The 15,250-nt window shown below is 57.5% G+C and carries 18 protein-coding genes; 9 read left to right on the top strand and 9 right to left on the bottom strand.

Annotated features, from left to right (window positions below):
• Positions 1–93: 93 nt before the first annotated feature.
• Positions 94–543: a universal stress protein gene (locus AC0TNJ_RS12765; protein ID WP_121999971.1), complete on the bottom strand. Its 450-nt coding sequence runs from the start codon at positions 541–543 to the stop codon at positions 94–96.
• 242 nt (positions 544–785) lie between these two features.
• On the opposite strand from AC0TNJ_RS12765, the gene cysK reads away from it, so the two are divergent.
• Positions 786–1,772, top strand: a complete 987-nt coding sequence (gene cysK, locus AC0TNJ_RS12760) for a cysteine synthase A (RefSeq protein ID WP_473771345.1) — start codon at positions 786–788, stop codon at positions 1,770–1,772.
• A gap of 498 nt (positions 1,773–2,270) precedes the next feature.
• Here cysK and AC0TNJ_RS12755 read toward each other — a convergent pair whose 3' ends face one another.
• The 3 genes from AC0TNJ_RS12755 to AC0TNJ_RS12745 form a co-directional block, all read right to left on the bottom strand.
• Positions 2,271–3,146 carry a 3-hydroxybutyryl-CoA dehydrogenase gene (locus tag AC0TNJ_RS12755; RefSeq protein WP_025092165.1) on the bottom strand — a complete coding sequence of 292 codons (876 nt, stop codon included), beginning with the start codon at positions 3,144–3,146 and terminating at the stop codon, positions 2,271–2,273.
• Between the two features lie 299 nt (positions 3,147–3,445).
• Positions 3,446–4,375 (bottom strand): electron transfer flavoprotein subunit alpha/FixB family protein, encoded by a 930-nt coding sequence (locus tag AC0TNJ_RS12750; protein WP_121999968.1) that lies wholly within the window; start codon positions 4,373–4,375, stop codon positions 3,446–3,448.
• A gap of 23 nt (positions 4,376–4,398) precedes the next feature.
• Positions 4,399–5,145: an electron transfer flavoprotein subunit beta/FixA family protein gene (locus tag AC0TNJ_RS12745; protein ID WP_121999967.1), complete on the bottom strand. Its 747-nt coding sequence runs from the start codon at positions 5,143–5,145 to the stop codon at positions 4,399–4,401.
• A gap of 351 nt (positions 5,146–5,496) precedes the next feature.
• Between AC0TNJ_RS12745 and queC the strand changes: the two genes are divergently transcribed.
• The 3 genes from queC to queE are packed head-to-tail and all read left to right on the top strand — an operon-like array spanning position 5,497 to position 7,270.
• Positions 5,497–6,195 (top strand): 7-cyano-7-deazaguanine synthase QueC, encoded by a 699-nt coding sequence (gene queC / locus AC0TNJ_RS12740; RefSeq protein WP_473771344.1) that lies wholly within the window; start codon positions 5,497–5,499, stop codon positions 6,193–6,195.
• On the top strand, positions 6,195–6,551 hold the full coding sequence (gene queD / locus AC0TNJ_RS12735; protein ID WP_473767972.1) for a 6-carboxytetrahydropterin synthase QueD: 357 nt from the start codon (positions 6,195–6,197) through the stop codon (positions 6,549–6,551). Before queC ends, queD begins: the two co-directional genes overlap by 1 nt.
• Positions 6,530–7,270 carry a 7-carboxy-7-deazaguanine synthase QueE gene (queE, locus tag AC0TNJ_RS12730; RefSeq protein ID WP_473771343.1) on the top strand — a complete coding sequence of 247 codons (741 nt, stop codon included), beginning with the start codon at positions 6,530–6,532 and terminating at the stop codon, positions 7,268–7,270. The genes queD and queE overlap by 22 nt, the downstream gene beginning before the upstream one ends.
• Here queE and AC0TNJ_RS12725 read toward each other — a convergent pair whose 3' ends face one another.
• From AC0TNJ_RS12725 to AC0TNJ_RS12715, 3 genes are read right to left on the bottom strand one after another with little or no spacing between them, the layout of a single operon-like run.
• Positions 7,271–7,861: a cob(I)yrinic acid a,c-diamide adenosyltransferase gene (locus tag AC0TNJ_RS12725; protein WP_121999963.1), complete on the bottom strand. Its 591-nt coding sequence runs from the start codon at positions 7,859–7,861 to the stop codon at positions 7,271–7,273. It lies immediately after the preceding gene.
• A gap of 2 nt (positions 7,862–7,863) precedes the next feature.
• Complete coding sequence (locus AC0TNJ_RS12720; protein WP_104754986.1) at positions 7,864–8,067, bottom strand: twin transmembrane helix small protein; 204 nt, start codon at positions 8,065–8,067, stop codon at positions 7,864–7,866.
• A gap of 33 nt (positions 8,068–8,100) precedes the next feature.
• Complete coding sequence (locus AC0TNJ_RS12715; RefSeq protein WP_473771342.1) at positions 8,101–8,955, bottom strand: SDR family oxidoreductase; 855 nt, start codon at positions 8,953–8,955, stop codon at positions 8,101–8,103.
• 141 nt (positions 8,956–9,096) lie between these two features.
• Here AC0TNJ_RS12715 and AC0TNJ_RS12710 point away from each other — a divergent pair, with 141 nt between their 5' ends.
• Positions 9,097–9,957 (top strand): YihY/virulence factor BrkB family protein, encoded by an 861-nt coding sequence (locus AC0TNJ_RS12710; RefSeq protein WP_121999961.1) that lies wholly within the window; start codon positions 9,097–9,099, stop codon positions 9,955–9,957.
• Between the two features lie 10 nt (positions 9,958–9,967).
• Here AC0TNJ_RS12710 and AC0TNJ_RS12705 read toward each other — a convergent pair whose 3' ends face one another.
• Positions 9,968–10,828: a DMT family transporter gene (locus AC0TNJ_RS12705; protein WP_473771341.1), complete on the bottom strand. Its 861-nt coding sequence runs from the start codon at positions 10,826–10,828 to the stop codon at positions 9,968–9,970.
• A gap of 116 nt (positions 10,829–10,944) precedes the next feature.
• Between AC0TNJ_RS12705 and AC0TNJ_RS12700 the strand changes: the two genes are divergently transcribed.
• Complete coding sequence (locus AC0TNJ_RS12700; protein ID WP_473771340.1) at positions 10,945–11,427, top strand: YaiI/YqxD family protein; 483 nt, start codon at positions 10,945–10,947, stop codon at positions 11,425–11,427.
• Here AC0TNJ_RS12700 and tlpA read toward each other — a convergent pair.
• Positions 11,424–12,128 carry a thiol:disulfide interchange protein TlpA gene (gene tlpA, locus AC0TNJ_RS12695; RefSeq protein WP_473771339.1) on the bottom strand — a complete coding sequence of 235 codons (705 nt, stop codon included), beginning with the start codon at positions 12,126–12,128 and terminating at the stop codon, positions 11,424–11,426. The genes AC0TNJ_RS12700 and tlpA overlap by 4 nt on opposite strands.
• 54 nt (positions 12,129–12,182) lie before the next feature.
• On the opposite strand from tlpA, the gene argH reads away from it, so the two are divergent.
• The 3 genes from argH to lysA all read left to right on the top strand — a co-directional run bounded on the left by argH (position 12,183) and on the right by lysA (position 15,164).
• Positions 12,183–13,583, top strand: a complete 1,401-nt coding sequence (gene argH / locus AC0TNJ_RS12690) for an argininosuccinate lyase (protein ID WP_473771338.1) — start codon at positions 12,183–12,185, stop codon at positions 13,581–13,583.
• A 109-nt stretch (positions 13,584–13,692) separates the two neighbouring features.
• Positions 13,693–13,875 (top strand): LPS translocon maturation chaperone LptM, encoded by a 183-nt coding sequence (gene lptM / locus AC0TNJ_RS12685; protein ID WP_121999956.1) that lies wholly within the window; start codon positions 13,693–13,695, stop codon positions 13,873–13,875.
• Positions 13,876–13,898: 23 nt separating this feature from the next.
• Positions 13,899–15,164, top strand: a complete 1,266-nt coding sequence (lysA, locus tag AC0TNJ_RS12680) for a diaminopimelate decarboxylase (RefSeq protein ID WP_473771337.1) — start codon at positions 13,899–13,901, stop codon at positions 15,162–15,164.
• Positions 15,165–15,250 lie beyond the last annotated feature (86 nt).

The following is a 15,250-nucleotide window of genomic DNA, read 5'->3' as shown; positions in this document are numbered from 1 at the left end:
CTTAACAGAGGTTTCCGGGAATCTTCTTGCGTTGTTTCGCGCTTCCGCGAAATCGCTGCAATGCCGGAAGATGCCCGATAGAAATGCCTTCGATTACTTGATGACCAAGACCGGCACCGTGCTGAGCGACAGGACCTCCGCCGCCTGACTTCCCAGTAGCAGCTTGTTCACACCGCGACGGCCATGCGATGCAATGACGATCAGATCGGCATTCCTGGCATTGGCCGCCTCCACAATGCCCTGCGCCGGTGATTGATTCTCGATATGAACCGCTTCAGCGCTGACACCGATCTCCGTTGCCTTGGCTTTGGCCTTCGTCAGGATTTCCGTGGCCGCCTTGGTGATAGCCTCACGATATTCCTGAAACGCCGCCGGGCTGGACGCCCATTCGGCTGCAACGACAATGCCATAGGAAGGCAACAGCTCGGTCACGGAGACGAAGGTCACCTTCGCTCCTGTTTCCTTCGCCAGCGCCACGCCCTGATCTACACCTTTTTCGGCAAGTTCCGATCCATCTGTCGCGATCAATATGTTCGTGTACATGCGTACTCTCCTGTTGCCTGATGTCCGATGATGCGCGCCTGCCTGTCCGGGCGCATTGACGCGGATCAATCGAGCTTCATTCAAGGCTAATACGCGTCCTTTCAATTACGATGGAATTTACTCCTAATTTTCACAGTTATACAGAATAAATTTCCAAACTTGCCTTATCAAGCGCACATGCCCAACTATGCTTTTGCGCAGTTTCCTCTTAAACTTCGCGTGACAAAAAGGGAGATCACGCCATGAACAAGCCCCTGAGCGAACCGCAAGCTGGCAAAACCGCAGGCCGTGGCCGCATTTACGATTCCATTCTCGACACGATCGGCAATACGCCTCTGGTGCGCATCGACAAGTTTGCCGAGGAAAAGGGCGTGAAAGCGAACCTTCTGGCCAAGCTGGAGTTCTTCAACCCTCTGGCCAGCGTGAAGGACCGCATCGGCCTGGCGCTGATCGAAGCGCTTGAACGCGACGGCAGGGCCGTGCCGGGCAAGACGGTTTTCGTTGAACCCACTTCCGGCAATACCGGCATCGCGCTTGCCTTTGCCGCTGCGGCCAAGGGCTATCGCCTCATCCTCACCATGCCGGAAACCATGTCGGTAGAGCGCCGCAAACTCCTCAAGCTTCTTGGCGCCGAACTGGTGCTGACCGAAGGAGCAAAGGGCATGAAGGGCGCCATCGCAGAGGCGGAAGCCATTGCCGAAGGCAACCCGAACGCGATCATCCCGCAACAGTTCGAAAATCCCGCCAATCCTGAAATTCATCGCCTGACGACGGCTGAAGAAATCTGGAACGACACCAATGGCGAAGCCGATATCCTGATCTCCGGCATTGGCACCGGCGGAACGATCACCGGTGTGGGGCAGGTCATCAAGGGGCGCAAGCCGTCTTTCAAGGTAATCGCGGTGGAGCCGAAAGATTCACCCGTTCTCTCCGGCGGCACACCCGGTCCGCACAAGATTCAGGGCATCGGCGCAGGCTTTGCCCCCAAGACTCTCGATACCGGCGTCTATGACGAAATCGTTCAGGTTTCCAACGAAGATGCTTTTGCCAATGCGCGCCTGCTTGCCCGCATTGAAGGCATTCCGGTCGGCATTTCTTCCGGCGCTGCACTGACCGCCGCTGTCGAAATCGGCAAGCGTCCCGAAAATGCCGGCAAGAACATTGTCATCATCATTCCATCCTTTGCCGAACGCTATCTTTCAACAGCATTGTTCGAAGGTCTGGAATAATCCACCTCCCCCGTGAGGACCAAAAACAAAAGCCAGAGCGGACAACCGTTCTGGCTTTACTTTTTCAATGCCGATCCGCTCGCCGGGCAAACGGAAGCTCAGGCACTCATATCAATGGTGCGTACGCGCAGCGCAAGCAGGACCTGGTCCGCGCATATAATGGCGCTCGGGCCTATAGCTCGGTGCGACGAACTCACGGATGACATTAACGCTGTCACGCAGCTGAACAAGAATGCTCATCGTCTTAACCTTCGTCAAAAACACGCTATTCGGAATGGATGCCCGTCATGCTCGTCCAACCGGGACGATAAAACGTTTTTCATTTCCGAACATCTTAATGAAAACTTTAACAATCAAAGATGAATAAGCCCTGAACTCATATGGTTAAGGGTAAGTTAATGGTAAGGATGTTCAAGCTTTTCCACAGCCCGCGAATTGTCGCCACAATTGAAAAAGGCCGGTTCGATCCGGCCTTTCATGCGCAGAAGAAGGAGCGACTTACCGCGTCGGAACCGGATGCTCGCCGCGATAATCGTAAAAGCCTCGGCCCGCCTTGCGACCCAGCCAGCCAGCTTCGACATATTTGACCAGAAGCGGGCATGGGCGATACTTGGAATCCGCCAGCCCGTCGTGCAGAACCTGCATGATGGAGAGACAGGTATCCAGACCAATGAAGTCGGCAAGCTGCAACGGCCCCATCGGATGATTGGCGCCAAGCTTCATGGCCGTATCGATGGCCTCGACGCTGCCAACGCCTTCATAAAGCGTGTAGATGGCCTCGTTGATCATCGGCAACAGGATACGGTTGACGATAAAGGCCGGAAAATCCTCGGCAACGGTTATCGTCTTGCCAAGCGCGGTCACGAAATCGTTCGACTTGCGGAAGGTTTCCTCGTCCGTTGCAATGCCGCGCACCAGTTCGACAAGCTTCATCACCGGAACAGGGTTCATGAAATGAATACCGATGAAACGCTCCGGGCGATCCGTTGTGGATGCAAGGCGCGTGATCGAGATCGATGACGTATTGGTCGCAAGGATCGCTTCCGGGTTCAGAACCGAACAAAGCTGCGCGAAAATCTTGCGCTTGACGGTTTCGTCTTCGGTTGCTGCTTCGATAGCCAGATCGACGCCTGCCAGATCCTCCATGGAATTTGCCGGACGAATGAGCTTCATCGCGGCTGCGCGCTGATCTTCCAGCAATTTGCCCGACGCAACCTGGCGCGCCATGTTGCCATTGATGGTGGCAATGCCCTTTTCCAGCCGGTCCGCTGCCGCATCGTGAAGAAGAACATCGAACCCGGCCAGCGCGCATACGTGAGCAATCCCGCTGCCCATCTGCCCCGCGCCGACCACCCCTACCGTCTTGATTGCCACGATCACAACTCCTTCATTCAGCCGCCCCGCAACGGAGCCGACGCCGAGAGCATATGCTCTAACTTTTGTTTTTGCGCATTATCCAACGCAAAACCGCTTCGCACTTTTGCTGGAAATGCTCTGTCTCCACGCATTATCCAACGCAAAACCGCTTCGCACTTTTGCTGGAAATGCTTGAGTATACCAATTCTGTCCGAGACAGATACAGCCCTCATTCACGGAAAGGCAAAAACAGCGCTTCCGTCTATGAGGGCCCCAAAATAGAAAGCGGCGGGACCTGCCCGCCGCGTTCTGATCGATCAAAGCGCTTTTTGCAGTTCCGGCAGCACGGTAAAGAGATCGCCGACGAGGCCGTAATCGGCGACCTGGAAGATCGGCGCTTCCTCGTCCTTGTTGATGGCGACGATGACGCGGCTGTCCTTCATGCCGGCCAGATGCTGGATCGCACCCGAGATGCCGACAGCGATGTAAAGGTCCGGTGCAACCACCTTGCCCGTCTGGCCAACCTGCCAGTCGTTGGGTGCATAGCCCGCATCAACGGCCGCACGGCTTGCGCCGACCGCAGCACCCAGCTTGTCGGCAACCGGCAGGATCACTTCCTGGAACTTTTCGGCCGAACCGAGTGCACGACCACCGGAGATGATGATCTTGGCCGAAGTCAGTTCCGGACGATCCGAATCCGAGAGCGCATTGCCAACGAAGCTCGACAGTGCCGGATCGGCAGCTGCATTGACGCTTTCAACCGCAGCCGAACCGCCTTCGCCTGTTGCGGAGAAGGAAGCCGTGCGTACCGTGATCACCTTCTTGGCATCCGTGGACTGCACCGTCTGGATCGCATTACCCGCATAGATCGGACGCTTGAACGTGTCAGCCGACACCACTTCCATGATTTCCGACAGCTGCATCACATCGAGAAGCGCTGCCACGCGCGGCAGGATGTTCTTGGCCGAGGTTGTCGCCGGGGCGATGATCGTGTCGTAATTGCCAGCCTGTTCCACGATCAGCGCTGCCATCGGCTCCGCCAGCTGGTTTTGCAGCGCATCGCTTTCGGCCAGCAGAACCTTGCGCACGCCTTTGAGCTTTGCCGCCGCATCGGCAGCAGCCTTTGCACCCTTGCCAGCCACCAGAATATCGACATCGCCGCCGATCTGGGCCGCTGCCGTCAGCGCCTTGGCCGTCTGGTCGGAAAGGGTTGCATTGTCATGTTCGGCAATAAGAAGAATAGCCATTTGTCTTGTCCCTTCCGATTTCTTTAAAGTACGCCGTCAGCCTTCAGCTTCTCGACCAGTTCTGCGACGGAACCGACCTTCACGCCAGCCTTGCGGCCGCCCGGCTCTTCGGTCTTTAGAACCTTCAAACGCGGTGCAATATCAGCGCCGAAATCGGCAGGCGACTTTTCATCGAGCGGCTTCTTCTTGGCCTTCATGATGTTTGGCAGCGACGCATAGCGCGGCTGGTTCAAACGCAGATCAACCGTGACGATCGCCGGAAGCTTCACGTCGATGGTCTGGAGACCGCCATCGACTTCACGCGTCACCTTGGCCGAACCGTCGGCAAGCTCCACCTTGGAAGCAAACGTCGCCTGGCTCCAGCCAAGCAATGCCGACAGCATCTGGCCGGTCTGGTTGGAATCGTCATCGATGGCCTGCTTGCCGAGGAAGACGAGATCCGGCTTTTCCGCCTCGACCACGCCCTTCAAAACCTTGGCGACGCCGAGCGGCTCGACCGTCTCGTCGGTCTTGACCAGGATCGCGCGATCCGCGCCCATGGCAAGTGCGGTGCGCAGCGTTTCCTGCGCCTGTGCCGGGCCAACCGAAACCGCGACGATTTCCGTCACCTTGCCCGCTTCTTTCAGACGGATCGCCTCTTCAACCGCGATCTCGTCAAAAGGGTTCATCGACATCTTCACGTTCGAAAGCTCAACCCCCGAACCGTCTCCCTTTACACGGATCTTAACGTTGTAATCGACAACCCGTTTCACTGCGACAAGGACTTTCATCCGCGATTACCTCTTCAATGACTCTTGCAGCACGACTATGCCGCCGTGAACTCCCACCCGCATGTCAAAATCCGACATGAAAGCGGCACCGGCGCAACTTGGATGATGACGCAAATGCGCTGCCTATCCGCCGGGAACCGGCACGAAACCTAAAGACGGTTGACGTGCACGTCAATCAGGCATGAGCCGCTATATCGATTAAAATCAATTTATTCTGACAGGACATCATTCCGAAACTGCGCAACCCGACACCTCCCATTTTCATGTCGTTTACAAGCAGCGCGCCATGCTTTAGGTAACGCTCCGCAATCCGGTCGCAGCCTACCCGGTCAAAACAAGGAACCCTGACTTATGAAAACGCTCGTCGTCTGCTCCGGCGGACTCGATTCCGTTTCGCTTGCTTACAGAATAGCAACCGAACATCAGCTCACCGCCCTGCTCTCCTTCGACTATGGCCAGCGTCATAAAAAGGAACTGGATTCGGCCAAAACCTGTGCCGAAAGGCTGGGCGTCCCCCACCAGATCATCGATATCACCAATATCGGCGCAAGCCTGACCGGATCGGCCCTTACCGACGATGTCGAAGTGCCTGACGGACACTATGCCGAAGAAACGATGAAGATCACCGTCGTCCCGAACCGCAATGCGATCATGCTGGCAATCGCCTTCGGCGTCGCGGCGGCGCAAAAGGCCGAAGCGGTAGCACTTGCCGTCCATGGCGGCGACCACTTCATCTATCCTGACTGCCGCCCCGGATTTATCGATGCCTTCCAGACCATGCAGAACCACGCACTGGACGGCTATGCGGACATAAAGCTGCTCGCGCCCTATGTGCATGCATCGAAAGCCGACATCGTTATCGACGGCGCAAAATATGGCACGCCCTTTGCGGCGACGTGGTCCTGCTACAAGGGCGGCGAACATCATTGCGGACGCTGCGGCACCTGTGTCGAACGGCGCGAGGCTTTCCATCTTGCCGGCATCGAAGACCCGACGCTCTATGAGGATCCGGATTTCTGGCGCGATACCGTAGCACGGAGAAACGTCTGATGTTTCGTATCACCAAGGAATTTCACTTTTCCGCCTCGCATCAGCTGACCGGCCTGCCAGCCGATCATCAATGCGCCCGGCTGCACGGCCACAACTATATCGTGGAAGTCGAGCTTTCCGCGCCCGACCTGAACCAGCACGGTTTTGTCCGTGATTATCATGAGCTGGCGCCGTTCAAGCGCTATATCGATGATTGTTTTGACCATCGCCATCTCAATGATGTTCTGGGCCACAACCAAAGCACGGCTGAAACACTGGCACGGCATTTTTTCGATTGGTGCCATGCACGCTGGCCGGAAATTTCCGCCGTGCGGGTCAGTGAAACGCCCAAGACATGGGCCGAGTACAGACCGTGACACACATACGAATCGCGGAAATTTTCGGGCCCACGATCCAGGGCGAAGGCGTGCTGATCGGTGAACCGACGGTTTTCGTGCGAACCGGGGGCTGCGATTACCGCTGCTCCTGGTGCGACAGTCTGCATGCCGTCGAAAGCCGCTTTCGCCGCGAATGGAAACCGATGAGCGTCGAGGCAATTTGGGATGAAGTGACGGCACTTTCCCAAAACAAGCCGCTAACGGTGTCACTTTCCGGTGGCAATCCGGCCATTCAGCCCCTGGGACCGTTGATCGAGCATGGCAAAGCCGAGGGCTATCGTTTCGCGCTTGAAACCCAAGGCTCGGTTGCACAGTGCTGGTTCTCCGCGCTCGATACGCTGGTACTGAGTCCGAAGCCGCCCTCAAGCGGCATGAGCACTGATTTCGATGCGCTGGCGGCTTGTGTCGAGGTTGCAGGTACAGCACCGCGAACAGTGCTGAAATTCGTCATCTTCGATGATGAGGACTATGCCTTCGCCAAAGACGTAGCCAGTCGACACACGCGATTGCCGGTCTATCTCCAGCCCGGCAATCACACCCCGCCGCCGCCCGAAGCGCATGATGCCGCAATCGACATCGACGGTATCATGCGGCGGATGGAATGGCTGGTGGAAAATGTGATTGCGGATGGCTGGTACGAAGCGCATGTCCTGCCCCAGCTTCACGTGCTGATCTGGGGCAACAGACGCGGTGTCTGATCAGCGGTTGGCGCCGGGCACCCAGAGCACGTCCTGCGCGCCATTATCGTTGACGGTTCGCGATGCCACGAACAGGAAATCGGAAAGACGGTTGATATATTGCAGGGCCTCCGCCGAAACCACCTCCCCCTCGACGCGGGCAAGCGCAACCATCAGCCGCTCGGCCCGACGTGAAACCGTGCGCGCAAGATGCAGCGCTGCCGATGCAGGCGAACCGCCGGGAAGAATGAACGAGCGCAGCGGCTGCAAATCGGCATTGAGGAGGTCGATATCGGCTTCCACACGCGCGACCTGCGATGCGACGATGCGCAGCGGTTCGTAAGCGAGCGGCTTGCCGTCATCCGGCGTGGAAAGATCGGCTCCCAGGTCGAAAAGATCGTTCTGGATACGGCCCAGCATCGCATCGATCAGCGCATGGGGATTATCGTCGCCGCCAGTGTGAAGACGCGCCATGCCAATGCAGGCATTGGTTTCGTCCACCGTGCCATAGGCTTCGACACGCAGGTCCGACTTCAGCCGCCGCGGCCCGCTGGCAAGTCCGGTCGTACCCTTGTCGCCTGTGCGGGTATAGATCTTGTTGAGCTTGACCATACCTACTGACCGTTTTTCACACGCGCGTAATAGATCGCCCCAACGATCAGGAGCACGGCGATGAACTGCAGGAAAACGCGTAGCTGCATCATCTTGTTGGAAAAATTGCCGTCACCGCCACGCATCATGTTGCGCAGGCCGATAATCAGAACGACAGCCACGGCAAACATGGCCACCATTGCCGCGCCCTTGAACAGAACGTCCATTTTACTTCCTTCCCATGCGCACTGTTCCTGACCTCATGACTGGTCGGACAGCATCCGGTAGAGCCAGCGCGCAGGCATCAGGCGCCGCGCCAGTGACCCAAGTTTCGCCGGTCTCGTCACCACATAATGCGGACGAGGACGCGGCGCCTCCAATGCATGAAGCAGTACAGCATAGACGGCTTCCGGTCCAAGCTTGTTCTTGGATTTTGTGCCGCCGCTTTCCAGTTTCGCCATCTGGCGCTGATAAAGTTCGCGATGAACCGACGCTTCCATATCGATATTGGCCTTGGCGTGGCTCGCAGCATTATAGGTAAAACGCGAGGCAATCGGACCGGGCTCAATCAGCGACACATCGACACCGGAACCTTCCAGCTCCATGCGCTGCGCAAGCATCAGCCCTTCAAGCGCGAATTTGGACGCCACATAAGCCCCGCGCCATTTCATCGGCACCAGCCCCAGGATCGACGAGCAGTGCACGATCCGCCCATGACCTTGTCGGCGCATGACCGGAACCACGCGCCGGGTGAGATCATGCCAGCCAAAGAAATTGGCCTCGAACTGCTGGCGCAAGGCTTCGACCGGCAAGTCCTCTATCGCGCCCGGCTGGGCATAAGCGCCATTGTTGAACAAGGCATCGAGCTTGCCGTCAGTCTGACGCAACACTTCATCGGCAAGAGCAGCAATCGACTGGGGCTCCGTATAGTCGAGATAATGCGCCTCAATTCCCTTTGCCCTGAGCGCCGCAATATCCGCATCCTTGCGGGCGGTTGCAAATACACGCCAGCCCCGACCGTGAAGCGCTTCGGCACAATAGGCGCCAATACCGGAGGAGCAGCCGGTGATGATGATACTGCGCTGTCGCTCCTGACCGGTTTTTGCCAAGGTCATCTATCTGTTTCCCACTGCCGTTTCGCCAAGCTTGCTTGATTCGGAAGCGGTTTAAAACGGGGTCTGCCCTTGCAATCCGCAGACCGATGCTAGATTTAAGGCCTTGAAACACAGGCCAATGCTTCGGAGACAGATCTGCGGATGCGAAAAATCAAACGTTTTCTCCGTCAGATTACCTACGACGTCATCGGTCATTTCAGTTCGGACGACGGATGGGCTTTCGCCAGCCATATCGCGCTTTCCGGCCTGATGGCACTGTTTCCGTTCCTGATCTTCGCCACAACGCTTGCGAGTTTTCTCGGCACGAAGGAATTCGCCGATACGGCGGTGCATGTCATTTTCGATATGTGGCCATCGAACATCGCGGCCCCCATCGCCAATGAGGTGATGAACGTGCTGACCGTGCAGCGTAGCGGACTTCTGACCCTCAGCGTCATCGCGGCCGCCTATTTTGCTTCCAACGGTGTCGAAGCGCTGCGGATCGCGCTCAACCGCGCCTATCGCGTCACCGACCAGCGCTCAATCATTTTCTGCCGCCTGCAGAGCCTGGGCTTCGTTCTCGTCGGCACGCTGAGCCTGATGGCGATCAGCTTTCTGCTGGTTCTGGCCCCGCTTGCCGTGCGGCTTGCCGAACAATGGTTTCCCGATGTAGCGCCGTTCACGGGCACGATTTCCTTCTGGCGCTATACGGTGGCCGTGGCGGTTCTGGTTCTGGCACTGTTCATGGTGCATATCTGGCTTCCTGCCGGACGCCGCAGTCTGGGTGACATTCTGCCCGGTATTTTGCTCACGCTCATCGCCTGGCTTGCTGCCGCGATGGCTTTTGCCAAATATCTCGAAACCTTCGCCACTTATGTGACAACCTATGCAGGTCTGGCCTCGATCATGGTGGCAATCGTTTTCCTCTACATGCTGTCGGCAATTTTCATCATCGGTGCGGAAATAAACGCCGCCATCATGATTTTCCGCAAGCGCGAACAGCAGCCAGAACTCAACTCTTAAGTTTTCGCGATCATGCCCGACGCAACGTCGTCAGCGCGACGCCAAGCGTCGTCACCACCATGCCTGCAATCTGGATGGCCGACAGTGTCTCGCCGAAAATCAGATAGGCCATGATCGCAGCCGTTCCCGGGACCAGATAAAACAGCGATGCGACTTTCGACATGGCACCTTCGCGGATCATGACGAGAAGCGCCAGAATGGCGCCGATGGAAATGGCAAGCGTCAGCCAGACAAGCGCAAAGATCAGCGATGGCGACCAGATCATCACGCGTGTTTCGAAGGCGAAGGCGCAGAGAGCGGTCAAAGTGGCGGCGGCAATATATTGCACCGCCGTTCCCGCCTTGAGATCGCCAGCCGTGCCGAACCGCTTCTGCCAGACAGTGCCGGTGCTGATAGCCACCACAGCCACGAAAGCCGCCGCAAGGCTTTTCGGGTCGACACCGCTGCCCGCCGAAAATTTCGGCCACACCACCATGGCGACACCGCAAAAGCCGATCAGCAGCCCGGCCCACTGGCCTCCGCTCGCCCGTTCTCTGAGCAGAATAGCCGCGATCAGCGTGGTCAGCATCGGCTGAAGACCGGCAACAAGGCCGGACATTCCGGCAGGCAGGCCGTGGTGAACGGCCCAGAACAAGGCGGACAGATAAACGCCGTGGATGAGACAGCCGGCAATCGCCGCATGAAGCAGCACATTGCCTTTCGGCCAGATGCTCCGGCTTGCCAGCGCCCAAAGCGTCATGATGGCGGCTGCGATGGAAAAACGCACCGCCATGAAAGTGAACGGTTCCGCATAAGGCATGGAAAGCCCCGCGCCGATGAACCCTGTGGCCCAAAGCAGGACAAACATGATGGGGAAGAAACGGGCGGCCATGGCGGAACTCTCACTTTCGCGGCTCGCCTTATACCGGTTTGCAACGAACGCCTATCGCATAATACTGATCGCAGCGTTGAATTTGCCAAACAGCTGCCCGCATTTTATGAAGCGGCATGAACAGTGAATCCGAAACAATCCGCATTCTCGTCGATGCCGACGCCTGCCCGGTGAAAGCTGAAATCTATCGCGTCGCAGAACGGCACAATCTGCCAGTCATGCTGGTGGCCAACAGTTTCATTGCCATTCCGCGGGATGCAGAGCGTGTGGAACGGGTTATCGTATCGGACAAGCTCGATGCCGCCGACGACTGGATCGCGGAGAATGCCCGTCCCGGCGTCATTGTGGTTACTGCCGACATTCCTTTGGCCAGCCGCTCACTCGAAAAAGGTGCCTCGGTGATCGCACCCAATGGGCGTGTGCACACACAAAGCACCATTGGTAATACGCTTGCCACGCGCAATCTGATGGATAGTTTGCGTTCCGCCGGAGAAATCACCGGCGGCCCCGCACCATTTTCACCTAAAGATCGCTCAGCTTTTCTATCCGCACTCGATCTTGCCATCGCGCGGTTGAAACGCGCCGGATTTACTGTCTAAAGCGATTTCGCGGCCTCGATCAGCTTTATAGCGTCAGCGCCGTCCCATTGCGCGGGGCCGTTCATGGACGCAATCTGGCAGCCATTCTTGTCGACCAACAGCGTCACCGGAAGGCCAAAAGCCAGATTCTTGCGCTTCAGCTCGTTAAAGCTCGCCATTGAGGCATCGCGGTGCAACGTCAAATTCTTGATGCCGATCTCGCTTAGAAACCCCTTGGGCTTGTCGTCAGAGCCGGTATCGATATTAATCGCGACGACCTTGAAATCGGCCCCGCCCTTTTCAGCTTCCAGCTTATCGAGGGCTGGCATTTCCTCGCGGCAGGGCGCGCACCATGTCGCCCAAAGATTGACGAGCAGCGTTTTGCCTTTGTAATCGGCAAGCGTCATCTGCTTGCCGTCCGGGCCTGTGAAGGCGATATGCGCGACGGAAATCGGCTTTTCGGCGGCGCGCATCGCAGCCACACTTCCGGTTGCCGCCGCATCCAGAGCCTTCAGCGCATCGGCTTTCAGGGCGCATTGGGCAGACGCTTCGTCATTTTCGGCAGAAACATTAGCCGCTACCACATTGCCAGAAGGCCGCTCCATCACGTATACCGCCACGATACCGGCAATGACACCGGCAAGGGCGGCAAGAAGGACGATCTTGCGATTTCCCGATTTCGTATGCTGTTCGGAATTCGCCTTTTCGTTGTCTTCTGCCATATCGCGTCACTTCTTTCCAATATTCCGCCAATTCGTCACTCGGGGCATATGAGCATGAGCGAACAAAAATCAAGCAACCAGATGTGGGGCGGCCGTTTTGCCTCAGGGCCCGATGCGATCATGGAAGAGATCAATGCATCGATCGGTTTCGACCGCAAGCTCTATGCGCAGGATATTCAGGGTTCGCTTGCCCATGCAGCCATGCTGGCAAAGACGGGCATTATTGCGGCGGAAGACCACAGAAAAATCGAGGACGGCCTCAAAACCATCCTGAAAGAAATCGAGGACGGCAAGTTCACCTTCTCGCGCAAGCTCGAAGACATTCACATGAATATCGAGGCGCGGCTGGCCGATCTGATCGGCCCTTCCGCCGGACGCTTGCACACCGCCCGCTCGCGCAACGATCAGGTGGCTGTCGATTTCCGTCTCTGGGTCAAGCAGGAACTGGAAAAGACCGCAGCCGCCCTCAAGAACCTGATCGAAGCTTTCCTTGAGCGCGCCGAAGAACATGCGGCAACCGTGATGCCGGGCTTTACCCATCTTCAGACCGCTCAGCCCGTCACATTCGGCCACCATTGCATGGCCTATGTGGAAATGTTTGGCCGCGATCTGTCCCGCGTGCGTGACGCCATCAAGCGCATGGACGAATCGCCTTTGGGCGCTGCTGCCCTTGCAGGCACCGGCTTCCCGATCGACCGTCACATGACGGCAAAGGCGCTCGGCTTCCGCGAACCAACCCGCAATTCGCTCGACAGCGTTTCCGACCGCGACTATGCGCTGGAATTCCTGTCGCTTGCCGCCATCTGCGCCGGACACCTCTCACGCCTTGCCGAAGAGATCGTCATCTGGTCGACGCCGCAATTCAACTTCGTGCGGCTTTCCGATGCTTTCTCCACCGGCTCGTCGATCATGCCGCAGAAGAAGAACCCGGACGCCGCCGAGCTGGTTCGCGCCAAGACTGGCCGCATCAACGGCTCGCTGGTTGCACTTCTGACCATCATGAAGGGCCTGCCGCTCGCCTATTCCAAGGACATGCAGGAAGACAAGGAACAGGTCTTCGACGCGGCCGAAAATCTGGAACTCGCCATTGCAGCCATGGCTGGCATGGTGCGTGACCTGACGATCAATGTGGCCGCGATGAAAAAGGCCGCAGGCTCCGGTTATTCGACCGCGACCGACCTTGCCGACTGGCTGGTGCGTGAACTGGGACTTCCCTTCCGCGAGGCCCACCATGTTACAGGTCGCGCCGTCGCTCTGGCAGAAAGCCGCAAGATCGATCTGGCAAAGCTTTCGCTTGAGGAATTGCAGTCGATCCATCCAGGCATCACAGATGCCATCTTCGGCTATCTGACGGTCGAAAAATCAGTGAAGAGCCGCCAGTCCTTCGGCGGCACCGCCCCGCAGGAAGTGCGCCGCCAGATTCGTTACTGGAAGAAGCGCATCGTAAAAGCCTGATGGCCAATTAACATGATGTCATGTGGAATCATCTCGCAAAGGGGTGATTTCACTTTCAGATATTATGCGCTAGACCTAGCGTACACACATATTCCGGGAACCAAAGCTGATGACAGGCCGCTCCGCCATTTCTTCCGTGCTTCTGATCGCCGCGCTCGCGGCCACGCTCGCTGCTTGCGGTCGCAAAGGCCCGCTGGAGCTGCCGCCATCCGCCGTCGTGACGGACGAACAAGGTCACACCAAGCCTAAGCCGAAGGAAGACAAGCCGATCATCCTCGACAAGCTGTTGTAAGTTTCTGCTGCAGGACCTTTTCCGTGAACCATTTCGAATATCGCAACGGCGTCCTTCACGCCGAAAATGTCAGCCTGCCTGAAATCGCACAGGCCGTCGGCACGCCTTTTTACGTCTATTCCCGCGCGACCATTGAGCGCCATTTCCGCGTGTTCAGCGAAGCCTTCGCTGGCATGGAAACGCTGGTGACCTACGCGTTGAAGGCCAATTCCAACCTGGCCGTGCTGAAAACGCTGGCAAAGCTTGGCGCCGGTGCAGACACCGTTTCGGAAGGCGAGATTCGCCGGGCGCTTGCTGCGGGCATTCCGGCCAACAAGATCCTCTTTTCCGGCGTCGGCAAGACCCCGCACGAAATGGATTTTGCACTGGAAGCAGGCATCTACTGCTTCAACGTCGAATCCGAGCCGGAACTGGAAATCCTTTCAGCCCGTGCCGTGAAGGCAGGCAAGGTCGCATCCGTATCGCTGCGCATCAATCCCGATGTGGACGCGAAGACCCATGCCAAGATTTCAACCGGCAAATCCGAAAACAAGTTCGGCATTCCGCGCGTCAAGGCGCGCGAAGCCTATGCTCGTGCGGCAAGCCTGCCCGGCCTCGATGTGGTCGGCATCGACATGCATATCGGCAGCCAGATCATCGACCTGGAACCGTTCGACAACGCGTTTGCCCTGATGGCGCAACTGGTCAAGGAATTGCAGGCCGACGGCCACAATATCCGCCACGTCGATGTTGGCGGCGGTCTCGGCATTCCTTACCGTACCGACAATACGCCGCCGCCCCTGCCCGTTGCCTATGCTGAAATCGTCGCCAAGCATATCAAGCCGCTGGGCCTCAAGACCGTGTTCGAACCGGGTCGCCTGATTGTTGGCAATGCCGGACTTCTGGTGACGGAAGTGATCTTCGTGAAGGAGGGCGACGCCAAGAATTTCGTCATCGTAGACGCAGCGATGAACGATCTCATCCGCCCGACGCTTTACGATGCCTTCCACGACATCAAGCCGGTCGTTCTGCCGAAGGATGACGCCCCGCGTATCCGTGCCGATTTCGTCGGCCCGGTCTGCGAGACAGGCGATTATCTGGGGCTCGACCGGGAAGTGGCAAAGCCTGCTCCGGGCGACCTGATCGCCGTTTGCACTACCGGCGCTTATGGGGCCGTGCTCTCCAGTACCTATAACAGTCGCCTGCTCATCCCCGAAGTGCTGGTCGATGGCGACCGCTATCATGTGGTTCGGCCGCGCCGCACCTATGAGGAATTGCTGGCGCTCGATTCCGTGCCGGAGTGGTTATAAATTCCACCCGTACAATTATCATGGCAAAGCCTCGCCTTTGCCATGATGCGTGTTATCCTGTTGCAAGATGAAAACGCGATACACGC

This window comes from Ochrobactrum sp. PL_is483, from assembly GCF_055816855.1.
Note: the sequence above shows the minus strand (reverse complement) of the source record. Positions and strands in the feature narration are given on the sequence as shown.

Excerpts from the sequence above, each read along its gene's own strand:
- AC0TNJ_RS12710 (WP_121999961.1), top strand. The coding sequence starts at position 9,097 with ATGCGAAAAATCAAACGTTTTCTCCGTCAGATTACCTACGACGTCATC.
- argH (WP_473771338.1), top strand. The coding sequence starts at position 12,183 with ATGAGCGAACAAAAATCAAGCAACCAGATGTGGGGCGGCCGTTTTGCC.
- queE (WP_473771343.1), top strand. The coding sequence starts at position 6,530 with ATGGGCCGAGTACAGACCGTGACACACATACGAATCGCGGAAATTTTC.
- queC (WP_473771344.1), top strand. The coding sequence starts at position 5,497 with ATGAAAACGCTCGTCGTCTGCTCCGGCGGACTCGATTCCGTTTCGCTT.
- AC0TNJ_RS12745 (WP_121999967.1), bottom strand. The coding sequence starts at position 5,145 with ATGAAAGTCCTTGTCGCAGTGAAACGGGTTGTCGATTACAACGTTAAG.
- lptM (WP_121999956.1), top strand. The coding sequence starts at position 13,693 with ATGACAGGCCGCTCCGCCATTTCTTCCGTGCTTCTGATCGCCGCGCTC.
- AC0TNJ_RS12765 (WP_121999971.1), bottom strand. The coding sequence starts at position 543 with ATGTACACGAACATATTGATCGCGACAGATGGATCGGAACTTGCCGAA.
- AC0TNJ_RS12750 (WP_121999968.1), bottom strand. The coding sequence starts at position 4,375 with ATGGCTATTCTTCTTATTGCCGAACATGACAATGCAACCCTTTCCGAC.
- AC0TNJ_RS12700 (WP_473771340.1), top strand. The coding sequence starts at position 10,945 with ATGAACAGTGAATCCGAAACAATCCGCATTCTCGTCGATGCCGACGCC.
- AC0TNJ_RS12705 (WP_473771341.1), bottom strand. The coding sequence starts at position 10,828 with ATGGCCGCCCGTTTCTTCCCCATCATGTTTGTCCTGCTTTGGGCCACA.
- AC0TNJ_RS12725 (WP_121999963.1), bottom strand. The coding sequence starts at position 7,861 with ATGGTCAAGCTCAACAAGATCTATACCCGCACAGGCGACAAGGGTACG.
- AC0TNJ_RS12715 (WP_473771342.1), bottom strand. The coding sequence starts at position 8,955 with ATGACCTTGGCAAAAACCGGTCAGGAGCGACAGCGCAGTATCATCATC.
- queD (WP_473767972.1), top strand. The coding sequence starts at position 6,195 with ATGTTTCGTATCACCAAGGAATTTCACTTTTCCGCCTCGCATCAGCTG.
- AC0TNJ_RS12720 (WP_104754986.1), bottom strand. The coding sequence starts at position 8,067 with ATGGACGTTCTGTTCAAGGGCGCGGCAATGGTGGCCATGTTTGCCGTG.
- cysK (WP_473771345.1), top strand. The coding sequence starts at position 786 with ATGAACAAGCCCCTGAGCGAACCGCAAGCTGGCAAAACCGCAGGCCGT.
- tlpA (WP_473771339.1), bottom strand. The coding sequence starts at position 12,128 with ATGGCAGAAGACAACGAAAAGGCGAATTCCGAACAGCATACGAAATCG.